20 protein-coding genes and 1 tRNA gene are annotated in these 23,827 nt (G+C 66.7%); 10 read left to right on the top strand and 11 right to left on the bottom strand.

The window, feature by feature from the left end:
- Positions 1-178: 178 nt before the first annotated feature.
- Positions 179-1,165 (bottom strand): DNA-binding response regulator, encoded by a 987-nt coding sequence (locus ACIBK2_RS08800; protein ID WP_379282304.1) that lies wholly within the window; start codon positions 1,163-1,165, stop codon positions 179-181.
- A 91-nt stretch (positions 1,166-1,256) separates the two neighbouring features.
- Positions 1,257-2,084 (bottom strand): M23 family metallopeptidase, encoded by an 828-nt coding sequence (locus tag ACIBK2_RS08795; protein WP_396965163.1) that lies wholly within the window; start codon positions 2,082-2,084, stop codon positions 1,257-1,259.
- 249 nt (positions 2,085-2,333) lie between these two features.
- Between ACIBK2_RS08795 and ACIBK2_RS08790 the strand changes: the two genes are divergently transcribed.
- Together ACIBK2_RS08790 and ACIBK2_RS08785 are read left to right on the top strand one after the other, a co-directional pair.
- The gene (locus tag ACIBK2_RS08790; protein WP_396965161.1) at positions 2,334-3,380 is read left to right on the top strand and encodes a nitronate monooxygenase; all 1,047 of its coding nucleotides are present in this window, start codon (positions 2,334-2,336) and stop codon (positions 3,378-3,380) included.
- A 63-nt stretch (positions 3,381-3,443) separates the two neighbouring features.
- Positions 3,444-3,836: an SCO5389 family protein gene (locus tag ACIBK2_RS08785; protein ID WP_375914966.1), complete on the top strand. Its 393-nt coding sequence runs from the start codon at positions 3,444-3,446 to the stop codon at positions 3,834-3,836.
- A 60-nt stretch (positions 3,837-3,896) separates the two neighbouring features.
- Here ACIBK2_RS08785 and ACIBK2_RS08780 read toward each other — a convergent pair whose 3' ends face one another.
- The 5 genes from ACIBK2_RS08780 to ACIBK2_RS08760 form a co-directional block, all read right to left on the bottom strand.
- A complete protein-coding gene (locus ACIBK2_RS08780) occupies positions 3,897-5,534 on the bottom strand; it encodes a long-chain fatty acid--CoA ligase (protein WP_396965158.1) in 1,638 nt (545 codons plus the stop codon).
- A gap of 30 nt (positions 5,535-5,564) precedes the next feature.
- Complete coding sequence (locus tag ACIBK2_RS08775) at positions 5,565-6,860, bottom strand: serine hydrolase domain-containing protein (protein WP_396965156.1); 1,296 nt, start codon at positions 6,858-6,860, stop codon at positions 5,565-5,567.
- A gap of 226 nt (positions 6,861-7,086) precedes the next feature.
- Positions 7,087-8,022, bottom strand: a complete 936-nt coding sequence (locus ACIBK2_RS08770) for a cation diffusion facilitator family transporter (protein ID WP_396965883.1) — start codon at positions 8,020-8,022, stop codon at positions 7,087-7,089.
- 227 nt (positions 8,023-8,249) lie between these two features.
- Positions 8,250-8,642, bottom strand: coding sequence for an ArsR/SmtB family transcription factor (locus ACIBK2_RS08765; protein ID WP_396965154.1), 393 nt, complete (start codon positions 8,640-8,642; stop codon positions 8,250-8,252).
- Positions 8,643-8,998: 356 nt separating this feature from the next.
- Positions 8,999-9,961 carry an alpha/beta hydrolase family esterase gene (locus ACIBK2_RS08760; protein WP_396965152.1) on the bottom strand — a complete coding sequence of 321 codons (963 nt, stop codon included), beginning with the start codon at positions 9,959-9,961 and terminating at the stop codon, positions 8,999-9,001.
- 173 nt (positions 9,962-10,134) lie between these two features.
- Here ACIBK2_RS08760 and ACIBK2_RS08755 point away from each other — a divergent pair, with 173 nt between their 5' ends.
- From ACIBK2_RS08755 to ACIBK2_RS08730, 6 genes are all read left to right on the top strand, one after another.
- Complete coding sequence (locus ACIBK2_RS08755) at positions 10,135-11,277, top strand: acyl-CoA dehydrogenase family protein (RefSeq protein WP_396965150.1); 1,143 nt, start codon at positions 10,135-10,137, stop codon at positions 11,275-11,277.
- 80 nt (positions 11,278-11,357) lie between these two features.
- The gene (locus ACIBK2_RS08750) at positions 11,358-12,839 is read left to right on the top strand and encodes a flavin-containing monooxygenase (RefSeq protein ID WP_396965148.1); all 1,482 of its coding nucleotides are present in this window, start codon (positions 11,358-11,360) and stop codon (positions 12,837-12,839) included.
- Positions 12,840-12,916: 77 nt separating this feature from the next.
- On the top strand, positions 12,917-13,777 hold the full coding sequence (locus ACIBK2_RS08745; RefSeq protein ID WP_396965881.1) for a DUF1542 domain-containing protein: 861 nt from the start codon (positions 12,917-12,919) through the stop codon (positions 13,775-13,777).
- Between the two features lie 96 nt (positions 13,778-13,873).
- On the top strand, positions 13,874-15,229 hold the full coding sequence (locus tag ACIBK2_RS08740; RefSeq protein ID WP_396965146.1) for a S41 family peptidase: 1,356 nt from the start codon (positions 13,874-13,876) through the stop codon (positions 15,227-15,229).
- An 87-nt stretch (positions 15,230-15,316) separates the two neighbouring features.
- Positions 15,317-16,240 carry a methyltransferase domain-containing protein gene (locus ACIBK2_RS08735; protein ID WP_396965144.1) on the top strand — a complete coding sequence of 308 codons (924 nt, stop codon included), beginning with the start codon at positions 15,317-15,319 and terminating at the stop codon, positions 16,238-16,240.
- Positions 16,241-16,311: 71 nt separating this feature from the next.
- Positions 16,312-16,384 (top strand) — tRNA-Arg (locus tag ACIBK2_RS08730).
- A gap of 16 nt (positions 16,385-16,400) precedes the next feature.
- Here ACIBK2_RS08730 and ACIBK2_RS08725 read toward each other — a convergent pair.
- Together ACIBK2_RS08725 and ACIBK2_RS08720 are read right to left on the bottom strand one after the other, a co-directional pair.
- Positions 16,401-17,159 carry a nucleotidyl transferase AbiEii/AbiGii toxin family protein gene (locus ACIBK2_RS08725; protein WP_396965142.1) on the bottom strand — a complete coding sequence of 253 codons (759 nt, stop codon included), beginning with the start codon at positions 17,157-17,159 and terminating at the stop codon, positions 16,401-16,403.
- Positions 17,156-17,806 (bottom strand): type IV toxin-antitoxin system AbiEi family antitoxin, encoded by a 651-nt coding sequence (locus ACIBK2_RS08720; protein ID WP_396965140.1) that lies wholly within the window; start codon positions 17,804-17,806, stop codon positions 17,156-17,158. The genes ACIBK2_RS08725 and ACIBK2_RS08720 overlap by 4 nt, the downstream gene beginning before the upstream one ends.
- Before the next feature lie 468 nt (positions 17,807-18,274).
- Here ACIBK2_RS08720 and ACIBK2_RS08715 point away from each other — a divergent pair, with 468 nt between their 5' ends.
- Positions 18,275-18,700 carry an NUDIX domain-containing protein gene (locus ACIBK2_RS08715; protein ID WP_396965138.1) on the top strand — a complete coding sequence of 142 codons (426 nt, stop codon included), beginning with the start codon at positions 18,275-18,277 and terminating at the stop codon, positions 18,698-18,700.
- 409 nt (positions 18,701-19,109) lie between these two features.
- Here ACIBK2_RS08715 and ACIBK2_RS08710 read toward each other — a convergent pair whose 3' ends face one another.
- Positions 19,110-19,988: an alpha/beta fold hydrolase gene (locus ACIBK2_RS08710; RefSeq protein ID WP_396965136.1), complete on the bottom strand. Its 879-nt coding sequence runs from the start codon at positions 19,986-19,988 to the stop codon at positions 19,110-19,112.
- Between the two features lie 94 nt (positions 19,989-20,082).
- Between ACIBK2_RS08710 and ACIBK2_RS08705 the strand changes: the two genes are divergently transcribed.
- Positions 20,083-23,358, top strand: a complete 3,276-nt coding sequence (locus ACIBK2_RS08705) for a BTAD domain-containing putative transcriptional regulator (RefSeq protein WP_396965134.1) — start codon at positions 20,083-20,085, stop codon at positions 23,356-23,358.
- Here the strand turns inward: ACIBK2_RS08705 and ACIBK2_RS08700 are convergent.
- Complete coding sequence (locus ACIBK2_RS08700; RefSeq protein WP_396965132.1) at positions 23,355-23,798, bottom strand: MarR family winged helix-turn-helix transcriptional regulator; 444 nt, start codon at positions 23,796-23,798, stop codon at positions 23,355-23,357. The two genes, ACIBK2_RS08705 and ACIBK2_RS08700, sit on opposite strands and share 4 nt — an antisense overlap.
- Positions 23,799-23,827 lie beyond the last annotated feature (29 nt).

Below are 23,827 nucleotides of genomic sequence, written 5' to 3'. Positions count from 1 at the left end.
CGTGCTGTCTTGGATTCGTACAGACCACTGACAGCGGTCCGCTCCCCCCTCGTTCGGCTCCTGTTCTTGGTCACACATCCGCCGCTACCCCCATGGAAGCGGTGTCTTGCCAGATGCCACGGTCTATATCGGTCTAGAACCGGTCGCGTTGCAGGAGTACCCGGATCGGTGAACTAGTTCACAACCAACCACGCCGGGTTGCCTGCACCCCGGCCTGGAATCGGGTGCTCGCGCCGAGCCGCTCCAGTAGTCGCGCGGTCCGGCGGACCACAGTACGCCGAGACATGCCCAGCCGTCGCGCGATGGTGTCGTCGGTCGCGCCGAGACCCATCAGGGTGAGGATGGCGCGGTCGCGTTCGTCGAGGGCCTCCGCGGTCGGGTTCACCGAAATGGGCGCGGCCAGTGACCACAGCACGTCGAACGTTTTGATCAGGATGTCCAGCGCGGGTGAGCCGGTGATCCGCAAGCCCATGGGGTCCGGGCGGCGTTCGTCGACGTGCAGCACCAGGCTAGCGCGTTCGTCGTCGCTGATGATCATTTTGAACGGCGGCTCCGGCAGCGTCCGCGCCTGCGCCCCACTGGCATTGGTGGACAGCGCGTGGCGCAGCCGTTCCGGATCCTGATAGATGGTGTCCTGGTACAGCGTCTGATAGCGGATGCCCTCGCCGAGCCGATTTCGCTTGAGCTGGAACAACTGTCGCTCGCGCTCGATATCGCTGAGGTAGGGCCCGCGCTCGACGACCTTGACGCCGGTGCGCGCGCTGGTCTGCATCTCCTCGAAATCGGCGAGCATTTCCAGGCGTTCGAAGACCGGCACCACGGCGCCGTTGCTGCGCGGCGAGCGGCGCACCGAACGGAACGTCTCGCTGAGCCGCGCTGCGGCCGTGTGCATCTGGTTGATCTGCTGTTGCCTGCGCCGAGCCTCGGCCTCCGACAACGACTCCGGGGCATGGGCGTCCCACACCGCGGGCGCGCCCTCGCTGGCCGGCACGCGCACGGCGGCGCGCAAATCGGCAAGCACGTTCAATGAGGCCGCCGCGGTCTCCTCCGAAACGCCCAGGTACTGCGCGATATCGGCGAGACTCGATCGCGGATGATGCACCAGCACGGCGTAGGTGCGCCCGTGCGGTGATCCAGGCTCGAAGATGTCGCCCAGCTCTGTCACGGCCCGAGCCTATCGACCGACCGGTCCTCATGGGGCATCCTGCCCGCCAGCGGACGGGGGGATCGACGGATTAACAAGCCGGGCAGCGGAATCAGTGCGCCGACGGGCCCCACTGCAACGGCACACCCTTTGCGGCGAGGTACGGCATCGGGTCGATCTTCGTGCCGTTCTGGTCCCAGATCTCCAGGTGCAGGTGCGGGCCGGTGGAGTTGCCGCGGTTGCCGACGGTGGCGATCACATCGCCCGCGTTCACCCGCTGGCCGACGTGCGCGAGCATCTCGTTGACGTGGCCGTAGACGGCGATGGTGCCGTCGTCCTGCTGCACGCGCATCCACAGGCCGAAGCCGGACGCGGGGCCCGCCTCGATCACCGTGCCGCTGCTCACCGAGTGGATGGGGGCGCCGATCTGGTCGGCGAAGTCGAGGCCGTAATGCATTTCGCCCCAACGGCTACCGAAGCCGGAGCTGATCTCGCCGCCGACCGGGCGCACGGCGCCCATCGGAGCTGCGGGCGCGGTCTGCTGCTGCACGCCCTTGAGGATCTGCTCGGCCTGGGCCAGCGGGCCCGCGATCTCCGGCGGCAGGTTCTGCAGGCCGAACGGTGCGGGGGCGGGAGCGGCGATCTGACTGGCGACCGGCACCTCGGGGGCCGGGGCCTCCGGCGCCGGGGTGGCGGCCTTGACCTGGGCGACCGGCAGAATACCGGTGCCGCGGAAGGTCATCGGCGCGTCGGCCTCGTCACCGTCGTGCGCACCGGGCAGCAGCGGACTGGCGACGGCGGGCGCGATCTGGGAGACGGTGCCGATCAGGGCACCCGCGGCGACCGCGACTCCGGCGGCGACCTTCACCCGCTCGGTCGCGGTCGACTCGACGCGATGCCGCGTCGGCCGACCCGAGATATCATCGCCGATGAGGCTCATGACGGTAATGGAACTGGGGCCTACCCGATGGTGCGACACAGCTGCGTCCTTGCGTCCGAAGAACAGTTGGTTCAGCGGTGCCGGGCCTGTCGCCAACCGGTTTCGGTAACGATCCGGTGAAGCCTGCGATGTAACGGTTTGGCATCCGCTGTGACGGGAACTCTACCTCGCCGTGACCATTCCGCAACCTTGTGCGGCAAAGACGCAGGTAAATACCGGGTCACACGTCCAGTAGGTCAGACTTGGACCGTGATCATCGATGACTTGGCAGTCCCGATCGTGCTCGCCCCGATGGCCGGTGGACCCTCTACGCCCGAGTTGACTGTCGCGGTCACCGAGGCCGGTGGCTTCGGCCTGCTGGCCGCCGGTTACCTGAGCGCAGCCGACACCGCAGCCCGGATCACCGCCACTCGCGCCGCGACCGACTCTCCCTTCGGCGTCAATCTCTTCGTGCCAGGTCCGGCCACGCCCACCGCCGCATTCGCCGACTACCTTGCCGAACTCGCGCGCGAACATCCGCTCGGCGACGCCAAGTACGACACCGACGACTGGGACGCCAAGCTGGATCTGCTCGTCGCCGATCCGGTCGCGGTCGTCTCTTTCACCTTCGGCTGCCCCACCGCCGAGGAGATCGCGCGGCTGCGTGCCGTCGGCTCAGAGAGCTGGGTGACCGTGACCTCGGTCGCCGAGGCGCGGATCGCGGTCGAGCGCGGTGCCGATGTACTCATCGCGCAGGGCGCGGAGGCGGGCGGACATCGCGCGACCTTCGTCGACCGGCCCGAGGACGACGCCACCGATCCGCTCAGCGTGCTCGCCCTGCTGCAACTCCTGACCGCCGCGACGGACAAGCCGGTGGTGGCCACCGGCGGCATCGGCACGGGTGCGGGCATCGCGGCAGCACTCGCCGCGGGCGCGGCGGCCGTACAACTCGGCACGGTGTTCCTGCGCTGCCCGGAGGCAGGTACCAATCCGGTGCACCGCGCCGCCCTGGCCGCCGGCACCCCGACCATGTTGACCCGCGCCTTCACCGGCCGCCGGGCCCGTGGCCTGCGCAATCAATTCATGGTGGAGCACAGTGCGACCGCGCCCGTCGCGTACCCGGAGATCCATTACGCCACCGCGCCTTTGCGCGCCGAGGCACGGGCCGCGGGCAACTCGGACAACGTCAATCTCTGGGCGGGACAGACCCACACCCTGGCACCGGAGTTACCAGCTGGCGAACTGGTCCGCACGCTTGCGGCCGACACGAAAACCGCACTGAACTCGGCACTTTCGCGGCGAATCCAGGATTGTTGACAACGACTTTCGATTAGAATCGAGTCGCATCGCATCAGCCATCCACCCGTGGAGGAGAGCGCTATGTCCCTCGATGTACCAGCCCCACTGCTCGAACGTGCCGAACGCGGCGAAGTCGATGACGCCGATTTCGTCGAGGTGGTCCGCCAGTCGCTGCCCTACGCCTACGAAGTCGTCAGCCGGGTCGCCGGTGAACTGCGTTCCGGCAGTGAAGAATACGCCGACAACCTGGTCGCGCCGCCGGACGAGGTGGCACGTGGGCAGCTGCTGCGCGCCATGGCCTCCGACGCGATCCGCGGCGGACTGGAGCGGCATTTCGGCGTGAAGCTCGCCTTCCAGAACTGCCATCGGGTGGCCGCCTTCCCGCTTTCCGCGGTCGGTGGCGAGACCTACAGCACGTTCATCGGCACCAGGGCCCAGCTGCTGAATCAGAGCCCGGAACTGCGTAACTGCTGATCGACGCACGGACAAGCCCGGCGCGGCAAGCGAATTCAGGCCGCGCCGGGCAGTCCGCGATCAGGACAGCGTGGTGACCGTCAGGTCGCCATCGGCGTACTGGGCGCGCAGGCGCTTCTTGTCGAACTTGCCGACGCTGGTCTTGGGCACCTCGGCGATGAACGTCCAGCGTTCCGGCAGTTGCCATTTCGCGAACTTGTCGGCGAGGAAGTCACGCAGCTCGTCGGCCTTCGCCTCGGCGCCCTCGGCGAGCACGATCGCCACCAGCGGCCGCTCGTCCCACTTCTCGTCCGGCACCCCGATCACCGCCGCCTCGGCGACGGCCGGGTGGCCCATCACGGCGTTCTCCAGGTCCACCGACGAAATCCATTCGCCGCCGGACTTGATCACGTCCTTGGACCGGTCCACCAGGGTGAGGTAGCCGTCCTTGCTGATCTTGCCGACGTCACCGGTGCGCAGCCAGCCGTCGTCGAACTTGTCCGGGTCGACTTCGGTGCCGTCCGGCGAGTAGTAGGAGCCGGTGATCCACGGACCACGAACCTCCAACTCGCCCAGCGCTGCTCCGTCGTTCGGCACCACGCTGCCGTCGTCCCCGACCAGCCTGGCCTGCACGCTCGCCGGGAACCGGCCCTGGGTGTAGCGGTACTCCCACTCGTCCTCGCCGGTCACGCCGGTCGGCGGATGCGCGACGCTGCCGAGCGGCGAGGTCTCGGTCATGCCCCACGCGTGCAGGATGCGCACGCCGTGCTTTTCCTGGAAGGCGCGCATCATCGACGGCGGCACCGCGGAGCCACCGACCACGGCGGTGCGCAGGTGGGTGATGTCCTGCGGGTGCGCGGCCAGGCCGGCCAGCACGCCGCCCCAGATGGTCGGCACCGCGGCGGCGAACGTCGGCTTCTCGGCCGCCATCATCTCCAGCAGCGGGCCCGGCTGCAGGAACCGGTCCGGCATCAGCACATTCGCGCCCGACATCAGCGCCGCGTACGGGATGCCCCACGCGTTCGCGTGGAACAGCGGGACGATGGCGAGGATCGTGTCGCGGCCGGTGAAGGCCATGCCGCTCGGCGAGCACACCTGCATCGCGTGCAACCAGTTCGAGCGGTGCGAATACACCACGCCCTTCGGGTCGCCGGTGGTGCCGGAGGTGTAACACATTGCCGCGGCGGACCGTTCGTCGATCACCGGGAAGTCGTAGGTATCCGGCTGCGCGGCAAGCAGTTCGGTGTAGGAGTGCACCTGCACGCCCTCGGGGGCGGACAGCGTCGAGGCGTCGCCGTTGACCACGATGACGTGCCGGACCGTCTTCAGGTTCGGCAGGTACTGGGCGAACATCGGCAGCAGCGTGCCGTCGACCAGCACCACCTTGTCCTCGGCGTGATTGGCCACGTAGACCAGCTGGTCGGGGAACAGCCGGATATTGAGCGCGTGCAGCACCGCGCCCATCGCGGGTGCCGCGATGTAGGCCACCAGGTGCTCGTTGTTGTTCCACATGAAGGTGCCGACTCGATCGCCGATGCCGATGCCCAACTCGCGCAACGCGTTCGCCAGCCGCGCCGCGTCCGCGCCGACTTCGCGATAGGTCATGGTGCGCACGCCCGTACCGGTCCAAGTGGACACGGTCGAATCGCCGACAAACGTCGATGCGTAGCGCAGCAACGTCGCCAGCGACAAAGGCTCGTCCTGCATAGTGCTCAACATCGGAACTCCTTTTTCTTCAGTGACTTCCACTCAGAAAGCCAAGTCTGTTTCGGCCACCTTCGGTGTCTCCGACGTGATCCCGTAGAGCAGCGCGACCCAGCGGATCAGCTCGGGATACAGGATCGGTTTACCGCTGGTGAGCACGGCGCACGACAGCGCGCGTTCCGGGTCGGCCCAGGCCGCGTTGTTGGTGAAGCCGAGATGGCCGAAGGCTTTACGGGTGTCGGGGCCGAAAAGGCTCACCACCCGGCCGCCGAGCATCGGGCCGTAGCCGAAGCCGAAGTTCATGCCGAGCGAGAGGTCGGGCTCGATCCGGGACTGCGGAACCAGCGCGGCCGCAATGGTTTCCGGGCGCATCACGTGCACGCCGTCGAGTTCGCCGCCGCGCCGGAATATCTCGTAGAAGCGGCTCAGCTCGTTCGCGGTGCTGACCACGTTCGCGGCGGGCGCGATGACACCGAGATAGGCGGGGTCGTTGCCGGTTTCGACGGCCTCCGCGAAGGACACCCCGAGCAGCCGTTCCATCGCGAGCGACAGCGGCGGCAGCGGCGTGAGGCCGGTCCGGTAGTTCCTGGCGAGAGCGGCGAAATCCTGCGGCGCCACACCGTAATTGGTCCAGCGGAACGACAGCGGGCGCAGGATCTCCTCGTCCAGGACGGTGCGGATGTCCTTGCCGGTGACGCGGTGGACCACCTCGCCGAGGATGAATCCGCCGGATAGTGCGTGGTAGGACTGGAATCGGCCAGGTGGCACGGACGGCCGCACCGCGCATAGATTCCGTACCAGCAGTGCACGATCCGCGACGGCCTCGGCTGTCAGTGCCTCCCTCGGCAGGTTCGCCACCCCGGATCGGTGCGCGAGCACCTGTCCTACGGTGATGGATTCCTTACCGTGACAACCGTATTCGGGAATGTACTGGCTGATCGGCGCGTTCAGCTCGATCAAGCCGCGATCAACGAGCAGATGCACGACGAACGCCGTGACGCCCTTCGAGGCCGAGTAGGTGACGAACGGTGTACTCGGGGTGGCGAGCACCTTCGGCGTCGCCGCGTCGTCGTCCGGGCCGTTGCCGAGTGCGTGGCCGAGTGCGCGGTCGAAGACGACCACTCCGTGCCGACGAATACACACCTGGACGGCCGGATGGACGCCGCTGCGGTACACCACCTGCATCCGCCGCCAGATCCGCTCGGCGTAGTCGGACGGCAACCCGAGAGCAGTCGGCTCAGCTTCGGTGCCGATGGACGCGACGGACTCGAGATCGTCCGGGATCCGGCTCCGATGGAGCAGGTCAGGCAGCTTCGAGAGGTTCCGGACGCGCGTCAGCATGGTTCAGCACATACCAACCATGAGCCACATCACATGGCGAATGCTACCGAAGAGTAAAGGCACTGGGGCAGCGCTTGCCCGCCTCTCCGCGTATTCAGGCCAGACTCAGGCGCTGCGAGAGTTTCGTTGGCGGCCGACGGGGGCATCGTGGGTGTTTTGGCCCGTGCCCGGCGAGTTACCCATGTGCTCACGAAATCAGTTGTTGACCTGGCATCGGTGTCGTCGCCTACCCGGCGTGGGCGGGGTAAGCGTGCACGACCGCGGTGTTCAGTTTGGGGACGACGTGGGTGAGGGTGTGTTCGGCCTCGTGGGCGACGCGGTGGGCGTCGGCGAGGGTGATGGTCGGGGCGACGTCCAGTTCGACGTCGGCGTGCAGCCGGTGGCCGATCCAGCGCATCCGCAGGCTGCGCACGCCCTGCACGTCCGGTTCGGCGGCGAGGGCCTGTTCGGCGGCGGACACCAGACCCGGCTCGACCGCATCCATCAGGCGGCGCAGCACATCTCGGGCCGCCGTGCGCAGCACCGCGAGGATGGCCACAGTGATCAGCAGGCCGACGATCGGATCTGCCAGCGGGAAGCCCAGCGCGACGCCTGCCGCGCCGACCAGCACCGCGAGTGAGGCGAAGCCGTCGGTGCGGGCGTGCAGGCCGTCGGCGATCAGGGCGGCCGAGCCGATCTGCCGCCCGACCCGGATACGGTACAGCGCGACGGTCTCGTTGCCGAGGAAGCCGATCACGCCCGCGAGGGCGACCCAGCCGAGATGCTCGATCGGCACCGGTGAGATCAGTCGGCGGACCGCCTCGTACCCGGCGATCAGGGCGGACAGCGCGATCATCGCGACGACGAACAGACCCGCGAGATCCTCGGCGCGACCGAACCCGTAGGTGTAGCGCCGGGTGGCCGCGCGTCGCCCGAGTGCGAACGCGATCCACAGCGGCACCGCGGTCAACGCGTCGGAGAAGTTGTGAATAGTGTCCGCCGCCAACGCCACTGACCCGGAGACCGCGACCACCAGTACCTGCAGTACCGCGGTCACACCGAGCACCACAAGGCTGATCTTCACCGCCCGAATGCCGACGGTGCTGGCCTCGAGCGCGTCATCGACGCTGTCGGCGGCGTCGTGGCTGTGTGGCACGAAGATCTCGCGCATGACTCCGCGCAATCCCGTCGGATGCTCGTGGGTGTGCTCGCCGTGCGCGTGCTGGTGCGCGAAACCTGCATGGTTCCGGTGGCTTTCGCCGTGCGTGTGCGTCGCCGCGTGGTCATGGACGTGCCCGGATTCCTGGCCATGCCCGTGGGAATGCCCGTTCCGGTCGTCGCCGTTCTTATCCGTCGTATTCACCACGCCACGCTCCGAGATCCGTTGTCCAGTCCTCTATTTCGTGCAGGTCATTCCGCGGTTCCGGTACGGTGCGCCGGCAGCTCACGCACGGCGTCGCCACGGTGATGCGGCGGCACGCCGGGACCCGCGTGCTCGGCGTTGTGCACGGCGTCCACGACCAGCTGCCGGACGTGCTCGTTCTCCAGGCTGTAGTAGATCGTGGTGCCGGCGCGGCGAGTGCTGACCAGGCGCGCCATCCGCAGCTTGGCCAGGTGCTGGGAGACCGAGGGCGCGGGTTTGCCGATGTAGCCCGCGAGGTCGTTCACCGACAGTTCGCGGTCGACGAGTGCCCACAGCACCTGGACCCGGGTCGCGTCGGCCAGCATCCGGAAAACCTCGACAACCAGGCCGACCTGGTCCTCCGCGAGTGACGGCCGACCTTCCTGGCTATCTGCATTCATACGCAGATAATAGACCAGCCGAATGGGTCATGACTACCTCGAATTGCCGAAGTAATCCCCACCGGACCGGAATGGCGGCGACACCCCCTGCGTGGCCGCCGACATGCCGGTCCGTCCCCATCGAACCGTTCACTGTCTTAGTCGCTTTGGCGCTACTGCGCCAGCTAACCTGCCGAACAACATCCGAATGAGACAAAACCCGACATCCGGCCGCAGCCGGACAACTAGCGGCTACCGCCGTGACCAGCGCGAATTCGCCCATGCCACAGCAAGGCTCGCGCCCGCGAAATGCAATTACATTTGCACGCCTATAGAAGGCCGACCGGTCGTCTATGTCGGATTTACCGACAGAATACTCATCCGCAGGCCTGGCGTGATCCGCCGAGCCGATGGGCCAGAAGGAAATTCATCATGTCGCGTTGCAGCCCGATGCCACGTTCAGATTGCATCAGCAACCCGCCGGCGATGTGGTCGGGCCCGATCGGCGTGCGGAATTCGGCGAGGGCACAGCTACCCGCGTCGTACCGCTCGACCGTAGTCGGCACCGGATCCGAGGTCGCCGTGACCATACTCGGCATCGTGGGCACCGCAGCGTCGCCCGCGAGCCGGTACGCGCCGAGCCACTGCGCCAGGTTCGCACGGCCGATCGGATACAGGCTGGTCTGATCGGCCAAGTCCTGCAAGAAGAACCCTGGCACCGGCCGCGCCCGCGCTCCCATCGCCGCGACGATCGACGCGCCACTGAGATCCGCACTGAACGTCTGCGGATCCAGTTGATACGGCCCGCCCGCCATGGGTGCGATGGCCGCGTACAGGTCCGGGTAGGCCGCGGCCAGCACCGTGGACATCGCGCCGCCCGCCGAGTATCCGCCGATGTACACGCGCGAACGATCCAGCCCGAACTCGCCGATCAAGGCGGTGGTCAGATCGGCGATGATCGACGACTCCCCTTGTCCGCGTGGCTGATTCGCCGGATCGAACCAATTCCAGCAGTACCGCTCGTTGGCCGCCTCGGTCTGGATCGGGTAGGCGAGCACGAACCCGAGCTCGTCGGCGATCCTGGTCAGCGAGAATCCGGTGTCGGCGAGTTGGCGCTGTGGGTCGGTGCAGCCGTGCAGGTAGATCATCAGCGGCTTGCCCGTCGGATCTCCCGGCGGCACATGCAGGTAGTAGTCCCGCGCACCCGCCGCGTTGGCGAAGCTGCGCTCGACCACCGGCGCGGCCTGCGCCGATGCCGGTTCGGCCAGCAGGAATTGCATGCTCAGCGCGATCAGGGCGAGCACGACGATCGTCAGGCGACCGCGAGGGATACCGCGCATCGTCGAATTCCTTCCAGCGAGGTTCGTATCGAATGTACCGTCCGCCGGATGACGAACGGGCACAGTGGGTTACACGCGCCATGAGCGATCGATCACATCCGTCACGCGACGCGCCTGCATGGTCGATAGCGGTCCGACGCCCACCGCGCGCGTCCGCTCGCTAGCGTAGGGGTATGCCAGTGGATCGAATGCTGCCGACGTCCGAGGCTCGGGACCTGCTCGAGCTGACCCGCGATATCGCCGACAAGGTGCTCGAGCCGCGGGTGGTCGAATGCGAGAAGACCGGGACCTTCCCCGACGGCGTCTTTCCCGCCCTCGGCGCGGCCGGCCTGCTGAGCCTGCCGTATCCCGAGGAGTTCGGCGGCGGCGCCCAGCCCTACGAGGTGTACCTGCAGGTGCTGGAGGAACTCGCGGCACGCTGGGCGGCGGTCGCGGTGGCGGTCAGCGTGCACAGCCTGTCGTGCCATCCGCTGTTCACCTTCGGCACCGGCGAGCAGCAGCAGCGCTGGCTCGCCGGCATGCTGTCCGGCGAAACCGTCGGCGCCTACAGCCTTTCCGAGCCGCACGCGGGTTCCGATGCGGCGGCGCTGCGTTGCAAGGCGACGAAAGTCGAAGGCGGATACCGGATCAACGGCGCGAAGGCGTGGATCACCAACGGCGGTCGCGCCGATTTCTACACCCTGTTCGCACGGACCGGCGAAGGCTCCCGGGGCATTTCGTGTTTCCTGGTGCCACGCGACACCGAGGGCCTGAGCTTCGGCAAGCCCGAGGAGAAGATGGGCCTGCGCGCCGTGCCGACCACCACCGCCGCCTACGACGACGCGTTCCTGCCCGCCGAGCGACTGATCGGCGAAGCGGGCCAAGGACTTTCGATCGCCTTCAGCGCCCTCGACTCCGGCCGCCTCGGCATCGCCGCCGTCGCAACGGGTTTGGCACAGCGCGCGCTCGACGATGCCGTCGCCTACGCCAAGGAGCGCGAGGCGTTCGGTCGCCACATCATCGATCACCAAGGCCTCGGCTTCGTGCTCGCCGACATGGCCGCCGCCGTCGACTCGGCCCGCGCCACCTACCTCGACGCGGCCCGGCGCCGCGACGCCGGACTCCCCTACTCGCGCCAGGCCAGCGTCGCGAAGCTCATCGCCACCGATGCCGCCATGAAGGTCACCACCGACGCCGTCCAGGTGCTCGGCGGCTACGGCTACACCCAGGACTTCCCGGTCGAGCGCTACATGCGCGAGGCCAAGGTCATGCAGATCTTCGAGGGCACCAACCAGATCCAGCGGCTCGTCATCGCCCGCCAACTCGCGGGAAACTGACCGCCCATCGTGGCCGAAAATGCCGATTCAGTGACCGCGGATCTCTTCGGACCTGCGGGTTCGGCATTTAGGCTCGGAACATGACAACGCCGTCCATCATCATCATCGGAGCGGGTTTCGCCGGGCTCGGCGTGGCGCTCGAGCTGCGGCGGGCCGGGCTCGACTCGTTCACCATCCTGGAACGCGCCGCCGATCTGGGCGGCGTGTGGCGGGAGAACACCTATCCCGGTGCCGCGTGTGACGTGCCGTCGCCGCTGTACTCCTGGTCGTTCGAGCCCAAATCCGATTGGCCACGGCGGTTTTCGGAGCAGCGCGATATCCACGCCTACATGCGCGGCGTCGCCGAGAAGCACGACCTGGAGCGGTTCATCCGGTTCGGCACCGAGGTGACCGACGCCGAGTTCGACGAGCAGACCGGGCAGTGGACGGTCAGCACGACCGACGGCGCGCGGCTGACCGCGGACGTTCTGGTGCCCGCGGTAGGTCAGCTGTCGCGCCCTGCCATGCCGAACATCCCCGGCATCGACACCTTCGCCGGGCCCGCCTTCCACTCCGCCGAGTGGGATCACACGGTCGACCTCACCGGCAAGCGCGTCGCCTGCATCGGCACCGGAGCCAGTGCGATCCAATACATTCCGCGCATTCAGCCCGCGGCCGCGCACCTCACGCTGTTCCAGCGCTCGGCGGCGTGGGTGCTGCCGAAGTTCGATACCGAATACAGCACCGCCCACAAGGCCGTGTTCAAGTACCTGCCGCCGACCCGGCTCGCCGAACGGTTCGCGATCTGGTCGCTGTTCGAGGTGCTCGCGCTGGCGCTGACCGACATTCCGGCGATGAAGACGCCGGTGATCGCGCTGGCCGACCGGCATCGGGTCAAGCAGATTCCCGACGCCGAACTGCGCGACAAGCTGACCCCCGACTACGCGGCCGGTTGCAAGCGCGGCCTGTTCTCCAACGAGTACTTTCCGGCCTTGGCCCAGCCGAACGTCACGGTGGAGACCACCGCGATCGAGGCGATCACGCCCACCGGCATCCGCACCGCCGACGGCGTCGAGCACGAGGTCGACGTCATCGTCTACGGCACCGGATTCAAGGGCACCGAGTTCCTCGCGCCGATGAACATCTACGGCGTAGGCGGCCGCAAGCTGGCCGACGTCTGGGGCGACGAGGGGGCGCGCGCCTTCCTGGGCCTGTCCGTGCCGAACTTCCCGAACCTGTTCATGATGTACGGCCCGAACACCAATGTCGGCTCCGGTTCGATCATCTACATGCTGGAATCGCAGGCGCGCTACATCCGGCAGGTGGTGCAGTACCTCACCGACCGGCCGGGCCGCTACCTCGCCGCCCGCGCGAACGCCGAACAGCAGTGGGACGACTGGCTGCAGCGGCGGCTGAAAGACACGCCGTGGAACTTCTGTTCCAGCTGGTATCGCAACGCGGCGGGCCGCATCACCAACAACTGGCCGGGCGCGACCGTGCTCTATCGTTGGAAGACAAAGACTTTCGACCTGGCCGACTACGACGAGGCGCAGGCCGAACGGCCACTGGCCGCGGTGCACTAGCTTTCGTACCGCGCCGTCTGTTTTCAGCCGAATCTCAGCAAGTGCCCAGTAAACTGGGCATTGTTCCGGACCCGGCAATGGAAGAGGTACGCACGGTGTTGTGGCTACTGATCGTCGTGGTGATCGTGGCGGTGGGCGCCCTCATCGTGGTGCAATCCCGGCAGAGCAAGCAGCGCACGGCCAACGAACTCGCCGACGCATTGGCCGACGCTCGCCAGGTCAACGAGCGGCTCGGCGGGCAGATCTACAACCTCACCGGCTCGAACGAGGCGGCCAAGCAGGCCCTGGTCGACGCGTCCGAGCGGCAGCTCGCCGCCGGATCGCAGCTCGATCAGGCGCGCACGCCCGCGCAGGCGCGGTTGGCGAAGCAGACCGCGCTGGAAGGGCTCTATTACATTCGGGCCGCGCGTAGTGCGATGGGGATGGATCCCGGTCCTGAAGTTCCCGTCCTGGACGGACAGAACGCGGCGGGCAAGGTCACGGAGAACCGAGTCGTCGAGCACGACGGCCGAGAGATCGCGGCCTCGCCGGATCCGTCTGCCGCGACACCGAACTACTACCCCGGCGGTCGAGTCGCGGGTCGCCCCGTGCCCGCGGGGTGGTACTCCGAGCCGTGGTGGAAGCCCGCGTTGATCGGTGGGGCGTGGGGTCTCGGTTCGGCGCTGCTGTTTTCGTCGCTGTTCTCCGGGATGTCCGGGATCGGGTACGACGCGCAGGGGTTCGAGAGCGGATATGGGGACGGGTATCAGGACGGGTTGGCGGCCGGGGGCAGTGACGGCGGGTACGACGCGAGCGGGGATGTCGGCGGCTCCGGTGACACCTCCGGTTACGACTCCGGCAGTGACGCAGGCGGATTCGACGGTGGTGGTTGGGACGGTGGCGGGTTCGACAGTGGCGGGTTCGACAGCGGTGGCGGGTTCGATGGCGGCAGTTTCTGAGCGGGTCTAGTCCGGCGTACGGCTAGCCCCACCCCGACCCGCGCGCCTGCACGGTTGCGGCCCTACCCTGCTGTGCTGGACGGTTGACGAATGATCATGCAGCGCAGGAGAACCGCGGTCATTGCCGCCGCATTGGTGGCTGTCGGCGCGATCACCACGGCGTGCGGGAACGCGGCAGCCGATTTTCCGGCCGGGTTCTGGCAGGTGGACGACTACGGCAGTGCGCTGTGGGTGCACGGCGACACTTTGGAGACCTACCAGCTCACCGCACTCAGCTGCCTGAAAGACGAGACCGCCGCCCGCTCCGGAAACCTGGGCAGGTACGTCACGGACGGCAAGGACGTGCTCACCCTGCGGCCCGGTGACCGCGATCGGGCCACGCTGCACATCGACGGATCACCGGGTGACCGCACTCTCCGGCGACTTCCCGCCTTGCCGACAACGTGTACCGGCACTGCCGAGCCCACCGCCTTCGATGTCTTCTGGCAGACGTTCCAGGAGAACTATCCGTTCTTCGCGGCGAAAGGCATTGACTGGCAGCAGGTTCGGGACCGCTATCGGGATCAGGCCAACCTTGCCGAGCAGCGCGGTGACGACGCCGAACTCTTCGCGATCCTCCGGGACATGGTCGCACCGCTGCGCGACGCACACGTGGTCGTGTCGGCGGGCGACACCGGATTCTTCGGCGCGGGCAGGCCGGGAACGGCCATCCCGAGCCCGCAACTCGACCAGCGGGTCAAAGAGTTCGTCCAGCGTCGCGACCTCCAGCACCCGCTGACCGAGTACGCCAACGGCCGCATCGGTTACGCGGATCTGCCCGGACAGGACTACGGCTACCTCCGGGTCTCCTCGTTCAGCGGCTACACCGCGGAACGGACCTTCGCCGCCGACAGCGCCGAACTCGACCGTGCCCTCGACGCGATTTTCACTGCGGACCGGCTGTCCCGGCTGCGCGGACTGATCCTGGACCTACGCGTTAACGGAGGCGGCTCGGACAGCCTCGGCCTGCAACTGGCCGCTCGCCTCACCGACCGACCGTATTTCGCCTACGCCAAGAAGACTCGCACCACCGAACCCCAGGCGCAGCGGGTCGACCCTGCCCGCGCCGGTTTCGCGGGACCCATCGCGCTGCTGATCGACGGCTCCACGGTCAGCGCCGGCGAGACCTTCACCCAGGCACTACTGGAACGCCCTTCGCGCACAACAAGAATCGGCCAATCGACCCAGGGGGTCTTCTCCGACGTGATGGAGCGCAAGCTGCCCGGCACCGCACACGCGGACTGGTGGTTCGGCGTGCCGAACGAGGAATTCCTGACCTCCGATGGCCGGACCTTCGACGGCGCGGGCATCCCACCCGAGTTCACCGAGCCCGTCTTCACCGACGAGGAATTCGATCAGCAGCGCGACTCCGCCTTCGACCGTGCGGCCCGCTGGCTGACCAACGGCTCTTGACGTCCAGGCGAAACTGTCTGAGACTGTCAGCATCTCGATTCCGGATTGGCTGGCGGCAGCCGGTCGAGAGCAATGCTGGGAGGGCTCATGACGCTGACCACAGCCGATATTCCGGTCGAGGACCTGCGCACGCGATCGCGGCGCTGGGCCAGGGAATGCTACGAGTGGTCGAAGGTGCCGTTCCTGCCGTCCAGCGAGCGGGTCGGCCGGGTCTACGACGTAGTCGGCCCGCAGAACCTCTTCGGCGAGGACTCGCTGTTCATCAATCTCGGCTACTGGCGCGACAATCCGGCCACCCTCGACGAGGCGAGCAAAGATCTGGCCCGCCTGGTGGCCCGCGAGGCCGAACTCGGCCCCGACGACATCCAACTCGATGTCGGCTTCGGCTACGGCGACCAGGACTTCCTGTGGGCCGAGGAATTCAAACCCAAGCAGATCATCGGCATGAACATCGCCGTCGAACAGATCGAGATCGCCAGCCGACGCGCCGCCGAACTCGGCCTCGACCACCGCATCCGCTACGAATACGGTTCCGCGATCGACCTGCCGCGCGAGAACGAATCCTGCACCAAGGTCACCGCCCTCGAATCCGCCTTCCATTTCCCTTCGTACACAAAGTTTTTCGCCGAGGCCTACCGAGTGCTGCGGCCCGGCGGCAAACTCGTCACCGCCGACATCGTCCCGCGCACCAACCGCGCCTCGAAGGCCATCGTCCGCCTCTCCGACCGCCCCGGCGTCCGCAACCTCCCCGGCACCCTGCACGAACGCGACTTCTTCGACATCCACCACTACCGCCAGGCCCTGATCGACGCAGGCTTCAGCAACGTCACCACCTACTCCATCCGCCGCGAGGTCTACGCCCCCCTCGCCACCTACCTCACCAAACGCCTCCGCGACCAAGACATGCGCCGAGTAAACCCCGCCCTCCGCCTAGCCTTCAGCCGCCCCGGCCTCACCCTCTGGGGCCCATGGGCCGACTACATCATCGCCATCGGCACCAAGAAACCCTGACCAACGAATCCGTTTCGGCCTCAGCCCCTCCACCCGGTAGACTCCCCGACGTCCCGGTCTCCACCGGGCCAGCCCTCGTAGCTCAGGGGATAGAGCACCGCTCTCCTAAAGCGGGTGTCGCAGGTTCGAATCCTGCCGAGGGCACAGTATTGGCGCAGGGCTACGCCCGTCCCTGCACAACACGCTCCCAGGCATCTCGAACCGCGGCCCGCGCTATCTCGGCACTGATCACCAACTGTGTCTGCCCGGCCAATTGCGCGTTCCAGTCATCTTCATCTGGCGCACGATCGAACAGTTGCGGGGCGGGGAGCCGGTTGGTCGGACCGTACTTGCGGTAGAGCGCTCCCGCAGCGCCGTCGATCGCGCCGATGTCGCTCAGCGCCCAAAGATCCCAGAGGTCGCGTGCTGCGCGCCGGTCGTGCCATGTCGTAGTCTTGCCTGCCGCAAAGGCCGGCAAAGTTGGTACGAACAGCTCGGCCGGTGGCACGTCGCTGTATCGCTGCTCGAGACCGCGGAGTTCGGTCGGCCACACCGTTCGGCCTAGGGCCGACAGCAATTGGATCTTGACGGACACACCGGATGCCGAGCGAAGATTGGCGGCCCCGGTATCCGGGACGCCGCTCAGCGTCGGTGCCCATTCCAGCCGACCGTAACTCCGCGCGACCGATCGCGGCAAAGCAGCGTCCAGTTCGGCTGCCAGTACCGTCCGGTTGTCCAACGCGACCAGATCGATGTCTTCGCTGAGCCTGCCGTTCACCAGATGTGTACGGGCAAGAGCAGTTCCGCCGATGAAGTGCACCCGGTCACCGAACCCGCGGCTGATTGCCGCTAACAGATGGGAGATCAGGTGGTCGCGTTCTACCTGCTCCGGGGCGACCCCGAATTGCACTGCGACACTGTCACGTTCGCCGACACTCATGCCCCGACCCAACCTTCCACACGTCGAAGTGCCGCGCCCAAATGCTGATCTGCAGCGAGCTGTGCAAGTCTCGACAAATCGCTACGACGGTAGAGCGTCGCGATCGCCGAACGTACCTCGGCCTCGGCATTGCCCAGCTCCGGGCGACGGGCAAGATCGAGTACGGTCTGTTCCGAAGTGGTCACCAGTGCTGGACCCAGTGGCGTTTCGACGCGCTCAGCGTCGAGTGCGCCGGTATCACGACGGACAAAACGAACCTGTGCCGAGCGGTCGGTCAGTGCGATCGGCCGATGCTGACTCGGAACCGCAACCACCGCGTTCGCCAGCGCACGAGGTACGGCTCCCAGCATGCGCGCCGCGCTGATGCCCATGACAATGGCCCGATCCGCTCCGTAAATCGACGACGCGATACCTGCGGCGGCCGCCTCGAGTCCAGGCAACCAGATCCGGCCGACATAGTCCGGCGGGACGATGATGTAGTAGCCGTGAGCAACGCGGTGCAACACACCTCGATCGACGAGCCGCGCCACCTCGGGCCGCGGTTGAGCGTAGATACCAGCCAAGTCCTGCGGCCGCACGGTCCGCAGCGGTACTCGCCAGAGTTCACTAGGCAACAAAGTGCTGCGACGCTCAGTCACCAGCACCACCTTCCCAAAGAGTATGCATTCAGTAGGCTATTACCCAACGAAATGCATACTACTGGAGGGCTGGCCGTGAACCCTGCCAATCGGCGATCCGCCTTACCGAAGGCCCCCGACGCTGAACTGCTCACACAACGCCAAACCGAGGTGTGTTGTGGGAAATCACCAGATGGCAGTCATCCGAACGCCCGGCGCTTGCCTTCCGCTGTCACCGATCATCGTCGTCGGCGCTAAGGCCATTGACCGTCCGCTTCGGCCCGCCGGATCGGTCGCCCTCTCGAGCAGCCTGCGAGTGTGCCGACCTGAACCGAGCGATCACTCCGTCAATTTCGACTTGCTGACCTGCCGCCCAATCCTGCTGCAAGTCAACCAACATGGGCTCAACCGTGCGCTGTGGGTCACTGGGGCGTCCACTGACAAACGGTCAACGCCGACCAGCAGTTCCTAGGCGGTGGCCGGTGCTAGCGTCGCGGCATGACTTCCGGTTACGTGCCGCACATGTACTCGATTTCAGTTAAAGGCGTGGTTGTCCGCGACGGCCAGGTGTTGCTGCTGAAGAACGAGCGCGAAGAGTGGGAATTGCCAGGCGACAGAATCGAAATCGACGAAACGCCTGAGGAATGCGTGGCTCGGGAGATCACTGAGGAGACGCAGTGGCCGGTCACCACCGGGCCAATTCTCGACTCATGGATCTACTACATCAACGCGGTCGAGAAGCATGTGTTCGTCGTGACCTACGGCTGCTACCCGGACACCGACGCCGAGCCAGTGTTGTCCCACGAACACAAGGAAGTCGGGTTGTTTGGTGAAGGCGAGATAGCGGGCTTGAACATGCCAGACGGCTACAAGCGATCCATCATGACTTGGTTCGCCCAGCTCAGTGCAGCGGAGAGCGTCTAGAAGGACACAATGAGCGGTGATCGATGCCAGGCATGCGGCGTCACCATCAGCCGCTACGCGAGCGGGCACACGTACTCGGAGACCGAAAAGATTCATATATCGATCACTTGCTAAGAGAGTGCCTGAAGATCGGTATATGAATCATCATCCATTGGCACCCGCACTACCTTGCCCTGCCGAGGGCGCACGAGATCTTTGCGTGTCGAACAGTTCCCGTCAGTTCTCGATGGCACAGTTGCGGTGGCGGCGCCCTTGGTGCCGAGAATGATGACCAGCCTTGAAGAAGAGCGCGCAGACTTGCATCGGTGGCGGTGGGTCGAAGAATTAACGGCGGTACCGGGTTTCGCTGACGTCTGGCAACACTAGGCGTGCCGCCCGCACTGCGGGATCAGTGCGGGCGCGCGGTATGTCAGCGGGTCAGGAGCTCGCGTATGGCTTGGGTGACGGTGGCCGGGGATTCTTCGGCCATGAAGTGGCCGCAGCTTACGGTGGTGTGCTTCAGGTTGGGGGCCCAAGTGCGCCAGAGGGATTCGGCGTTGAAACCGAGGGCGGCGCCCCAATCTTGTTGGAGGACAGAGACCGGCATGCGGAGGTGGTTGCCTTCGGTGCGATCGGTTTGGTCGTGTTCGAGGTCGATTCCTGCGGAGGCTCGGTAGTCGGCGACGATGCTGGGGACGGCGGCGGCGCTGGCGCGGAGGTAGGCGGTGCGGATTTCGGGTGGGATGGCGGCGGGGTCGCGGGTCCAGATGTCGAGGAAGTGGCCGAAGAAGGCGTCGGACGTTGCCGCGATCATTTGTTCGGGGAGGCCTGGTGGTTGTGCCATCAGGTAGAGGTGGAAGCCGACTGCGGCGGTGACGCCGTGCATGACGTCCCACATGTCGAGGGTGGGGAGGACATCGAGTGACGCCAGGTGGGTGATGGTGTCGGGGTGGTCGAGGGCGGCGCGGATGGCGACGAGGGCGCCGCGGTCGTGGCCTGCCAGTGCGAATCGGTCGTGGCCGAGGGTGCGGGCGGCCGCGATGATGTCGGCGGCCATTGTGCGCTTGGAGTAGGTGCTGGCGTCGGTCTCGATCGGCTTGTCGCTGTCGCCGTAGCCGCGTAGGTCGGGGCAGATGACGGTGTGGTCGGCGGCCAGGTCGGCGGCGACGTGACGCCACATGAGGTGGGTCTGTGGGAATCCGTGTAGGAGCACGATGGGGGTGCCGGTGCCGCCGACTGCGACGTTGAGTTCTACCTGGTCGGCGACGGGGATTCGCTGGTAGGTGAATCCGGTAATCTTCGATGTCATGAGGTGTCCTTTTGGTGTTCGTGGGTGACGCCGGACAGTCTTTGCGCGCGCACTCAGCAACGGGTCAGCAGCGACTGAGTGCGGCGGTGGGCGCATGACCCAGCTCCGGTTCGGTGTGCTCGGCCCCATCGGCGCTGAGCGGGCGGGAGAAGCACTTCCGTTGAAGGGGCCGCGGCATCGGGCGGTGCTTGCGCGATTGCTCGTCGCGCGGGGGCGGATGGTCTCGGTGGATCAGCTGATCGATGACCTCTGGGAGCGGCCGCCGCGGGGTGCGGTGGGGGCGATTCAGACGTTCGTCGCCGACTTGCGGCGAGTGCTGGAACCCGATCGTGCACCGCGTGCACCGGCTGAGGTGCTGGTTACGGTCGCGACCGGATATGCGTTGCGTACCGAGGCGGCGGCGGTGGACGCGGACCGGTTCGAGGACGCTGTTGTTCGTACCACCGAGTTGCTCGCGGCCGAACAGTTCGATCGAGCGTTGACGACGATCGATGCGGCATCGGCGCTGTGGCAAGGCCCGCCGTATGCGGAGTTTGCCGAACAGGGTTGGGCGCGTGCGGAAGTCGATCGGCTCGACGGGCTGCGGGTGTTGGCCGTCGAGCATCGTGCTGCCGCGTTGATCGATCTCGCGCGGGCCGCCGAAGCCGTGCCTGCACTGAATTCCCTGCTCTCCGAGCATCCTTTGCGTGAACACGCGTGGCAGTTGCTCGCCGTCGCCCTCTACCGATCGGGCAGGCAGAGCGACGCCCTGGCAGCGCTGCGCCGCATCCGTCACCTTTTGCGCACCGAGTTGGGCGCCGACCCTGGTCCTGAGCTCCAGCGTGTGGAGGCAGACATCCTCGCGCACGCACCGCACCTGCTCCCCGCAGCTCGAACTACGCCGCCTGGACAGGGTTTCGTCGGGCGTCGAAGTGTGGCGGCAGACATCGACGCGCACCCGCCACACCTGCTCCCCGCCGCCCGAACTTCGCCGTCCGGAAGGGATTTCGTCGGGCGACGACTGGAATTCACTGCGATACAACACGCCGCCAATGACTCTGCCCGGCACAACCGGGTGCGGTTGGCTTTGCTGGCAGGCGAGGCCGGTGCCGGGAAAAGCGCGCTCGCCGAAGAGATTTCGTCCGCCCTCGCCGCCAGTGGCTGGATCACTGCACGTGGCGAAAGTCCAGCGGACCTCGGCGTCCCGCCGGGCTGGGCGTGGACCAGGATTCTCGCGGGACTAACCGCTGCAGGAGCAGCACCGCCAGCGGATGCGCGCGGTCCCGCCGAGGTCGTGGCCGCAGATCCGGCCGAGGCACGGTTCCTGTTTCATCGGGCCGCTGCCGGTTATCTGGCCTCGGTGTCCCAAAGCACCCCCGTTCTACTGGTTTTCGACGACATCCACAACGCCGGTGCGGAAACCCTCGATCTCTTCTCTGCTCTCGTCACCACAGGCGTCGCAGGCCCGGTGCTCATACTGGCCACATACCGCAGCACGGAGATCAGCACCGAACTCACCGCCACGCTGGGCAAGGTGGCTCCCTTTGAACCGGTTCGCGTGTACCTGGGTGGCCTATCCGAAACCGACACCGCCGCACTGGTAAACGGGATCGCCGGACCCGATACCGCCGAACAGTACGGCCCGCGAATTCACCGGCGTAGCAACGGAAATCCCTTCTTCGTTCGCGAACTGGCCCGGCTGCTCCGCGACGAAGGGGCAGCGGCGCTGGACACCATCCCTCCAGGCGTCCGTGAGGTCATCCGGCATCGCATGTCCATGCTGCCGCGGTCCGCGCAGACCCTGGTCCAGCAGGCCGCCGTGCTCGGCGAAGACATCGATCGCGAGATCCTCATCGACCTCGCGGGCGACCAGAGCCGCGCACTGGACGGCCTCGAAATGTCGCTCACAGCAGGGTTGTTCACTGAAATACCAGGTGGATTGCGCTTCACCCACACTCTGGTTCGCGATACCGTGTACGGCGACATCAGCGGCCCACGCCGCGCCCAGTGGCACGGCGAGATCGGTGTACTCCTCGAAAAGATCAGCACCACAGATGTTTCCGTTCTGGCACATCATTTCGTCCGAGCACAGAGCCGTGCCACCGCGGCGAGCGCCGCGCGGTACGCCGGAGCCGCGGCACTCGAGGCCGAACGAGCATTCGCCCTCACCGAGGCGGTACGGCAGTGGCGCGCAACCCTCGAGGCCTTCGACCGAATGCCCGAACCTGACCTCCCCGCGCAACTCGAAGCGACCATCGGACTCGCCAGGACGTTGGCGGTCACGGGCGGCCTCGCCGAGGCTCGCCACTACCGCGGGCTGGCCATCACACAAGCCGAACAATGGGCCGACCCAGTACGAGCCGCCCGCGTGATCAGTGCGTTCGATGTCCCCGCCGTGTGGACCACCAACGACGATCCCGACCTGGCAAACCACGTCGTGACCGCCGCCGAGCACACCCTCGCGGTCCTCCCCGCCGAAGACCGTGAACTGCGCGCAAGACTGTGCACAACGATTGCCCTCGAACTCCGCGGCGCCGCCGACGACCGCGGACTCCACGCGGCCGAGGAAGCCGAGACGATCGCCAGGGAGCTCGACGATCCCGCACTGCTGGCCTTCGCCCTCAACGGCCGATTCATGCACACGTTCCAGCGCACCGGCCTGAGCGCGGAACGCGCCCGCATCGGCGACGAACTCATCACGCTCGGCAGCCAACATCGATTGGTCGTCTTCGAGGTCCTCGGCCATCTCGTCCGCATTCAATCAGATTGCGCAACAGCAGATCTCACCTCCGCAACCACTCACGCAGCCGCAGCAGACCAACTGGCCGCCGACTACGGACTACCGATGGTCAGCGTATTCACCCACTGGTACGCCGCCCTCCGCACCGCGATCACCGGCAGCCACCACGACGCGGAGACCGCGTATCGCGCCGCCGCCAAACTGCTCACCGGCAGCGGGATGCCCGGAGTCGAACAGGGCCTGCTCCCCCTCGCCCTGCTCTGTCTGCGCCTGCAACACGGAATGCCAGCTGAAGACGCGCCCACCGGATGGGGACCATACGAACCCTGGGTCCGCCCGATCATCCTCTTGGACAACGGACTTCGCGACGAAGCAGCCGCAGCACTGAAAACCGTCCCCGGCTCGCCACGAGACCTGCTGCTCGAACTACGCACCTGCCTGCTCGCCCGCGCCGCCCTCACCCTCGGCGACGAACCGACAATGCGCCATTGCTACGACCAATTACTGCCCGCCGCAACAGAACTCGCCGGAGCAGGCAGCGGCCTGATCACCCTCGAGCCGGTCGCCCACTACCTGGCCGAGCTCGCCACTGCCCTCGGCCGGCCGGAAGCTGCCGCGAAGCACAGACTGCAGACACGCACACTCCATTAGCGGCGAGCACTAGCGGCGGCGTCCTCGATGAGTCCGAGCAGGTCGTCCAGGCTCGCCGACTGCTCCCGAGTGAGGCTGCCGAATATCTGCCGAAGGACTCGCTCCCCAGCGACCGTGCCCGCGGCGAGTGCCGCGCTGCCTGCCGCGGTAAGGGCGACCAGTTTGGCCCGGCGGTCGGCGGGATCGGTGTCGCGCTCGACCAGCCCATCGCGCTCCAGGCCTTCGACGGCCTGGGTAATCGAACGGGCGGCGAGCCCGAGCTCGGTGGCGAGGGAACCTTGCCGGACCGGTCCATGCTGGTCGAGGATGCGCAGAATCTTCGTCCGCGCGAGCGACAGCCCATTGTCGGCCATGTGCCCGTCGACCGCCCTGCGCACCTGATAAGCCACTGACAGATAGCGCAGCCCGACGGTCTCGACGTCGCGCCCCTGCTTGCCCATCGACACTCCCTAGATTGTGAGGTACCTCA

The sequence above is a fragment of the Nocardia sp. NPDC050175 genome (assembly GCF_044459885.1).
Taxonomy (GTDB): Bacteria; Actinomycetota; Actinomycetes; order Mycobacteriales; family Mycobacteriaceae; genus Nocardia.
The sequence above is the reverse complement of the archived record's forward strand: the minus strand, read 5'-3'. Positions and strand labels throughout refer to the sequence as shown.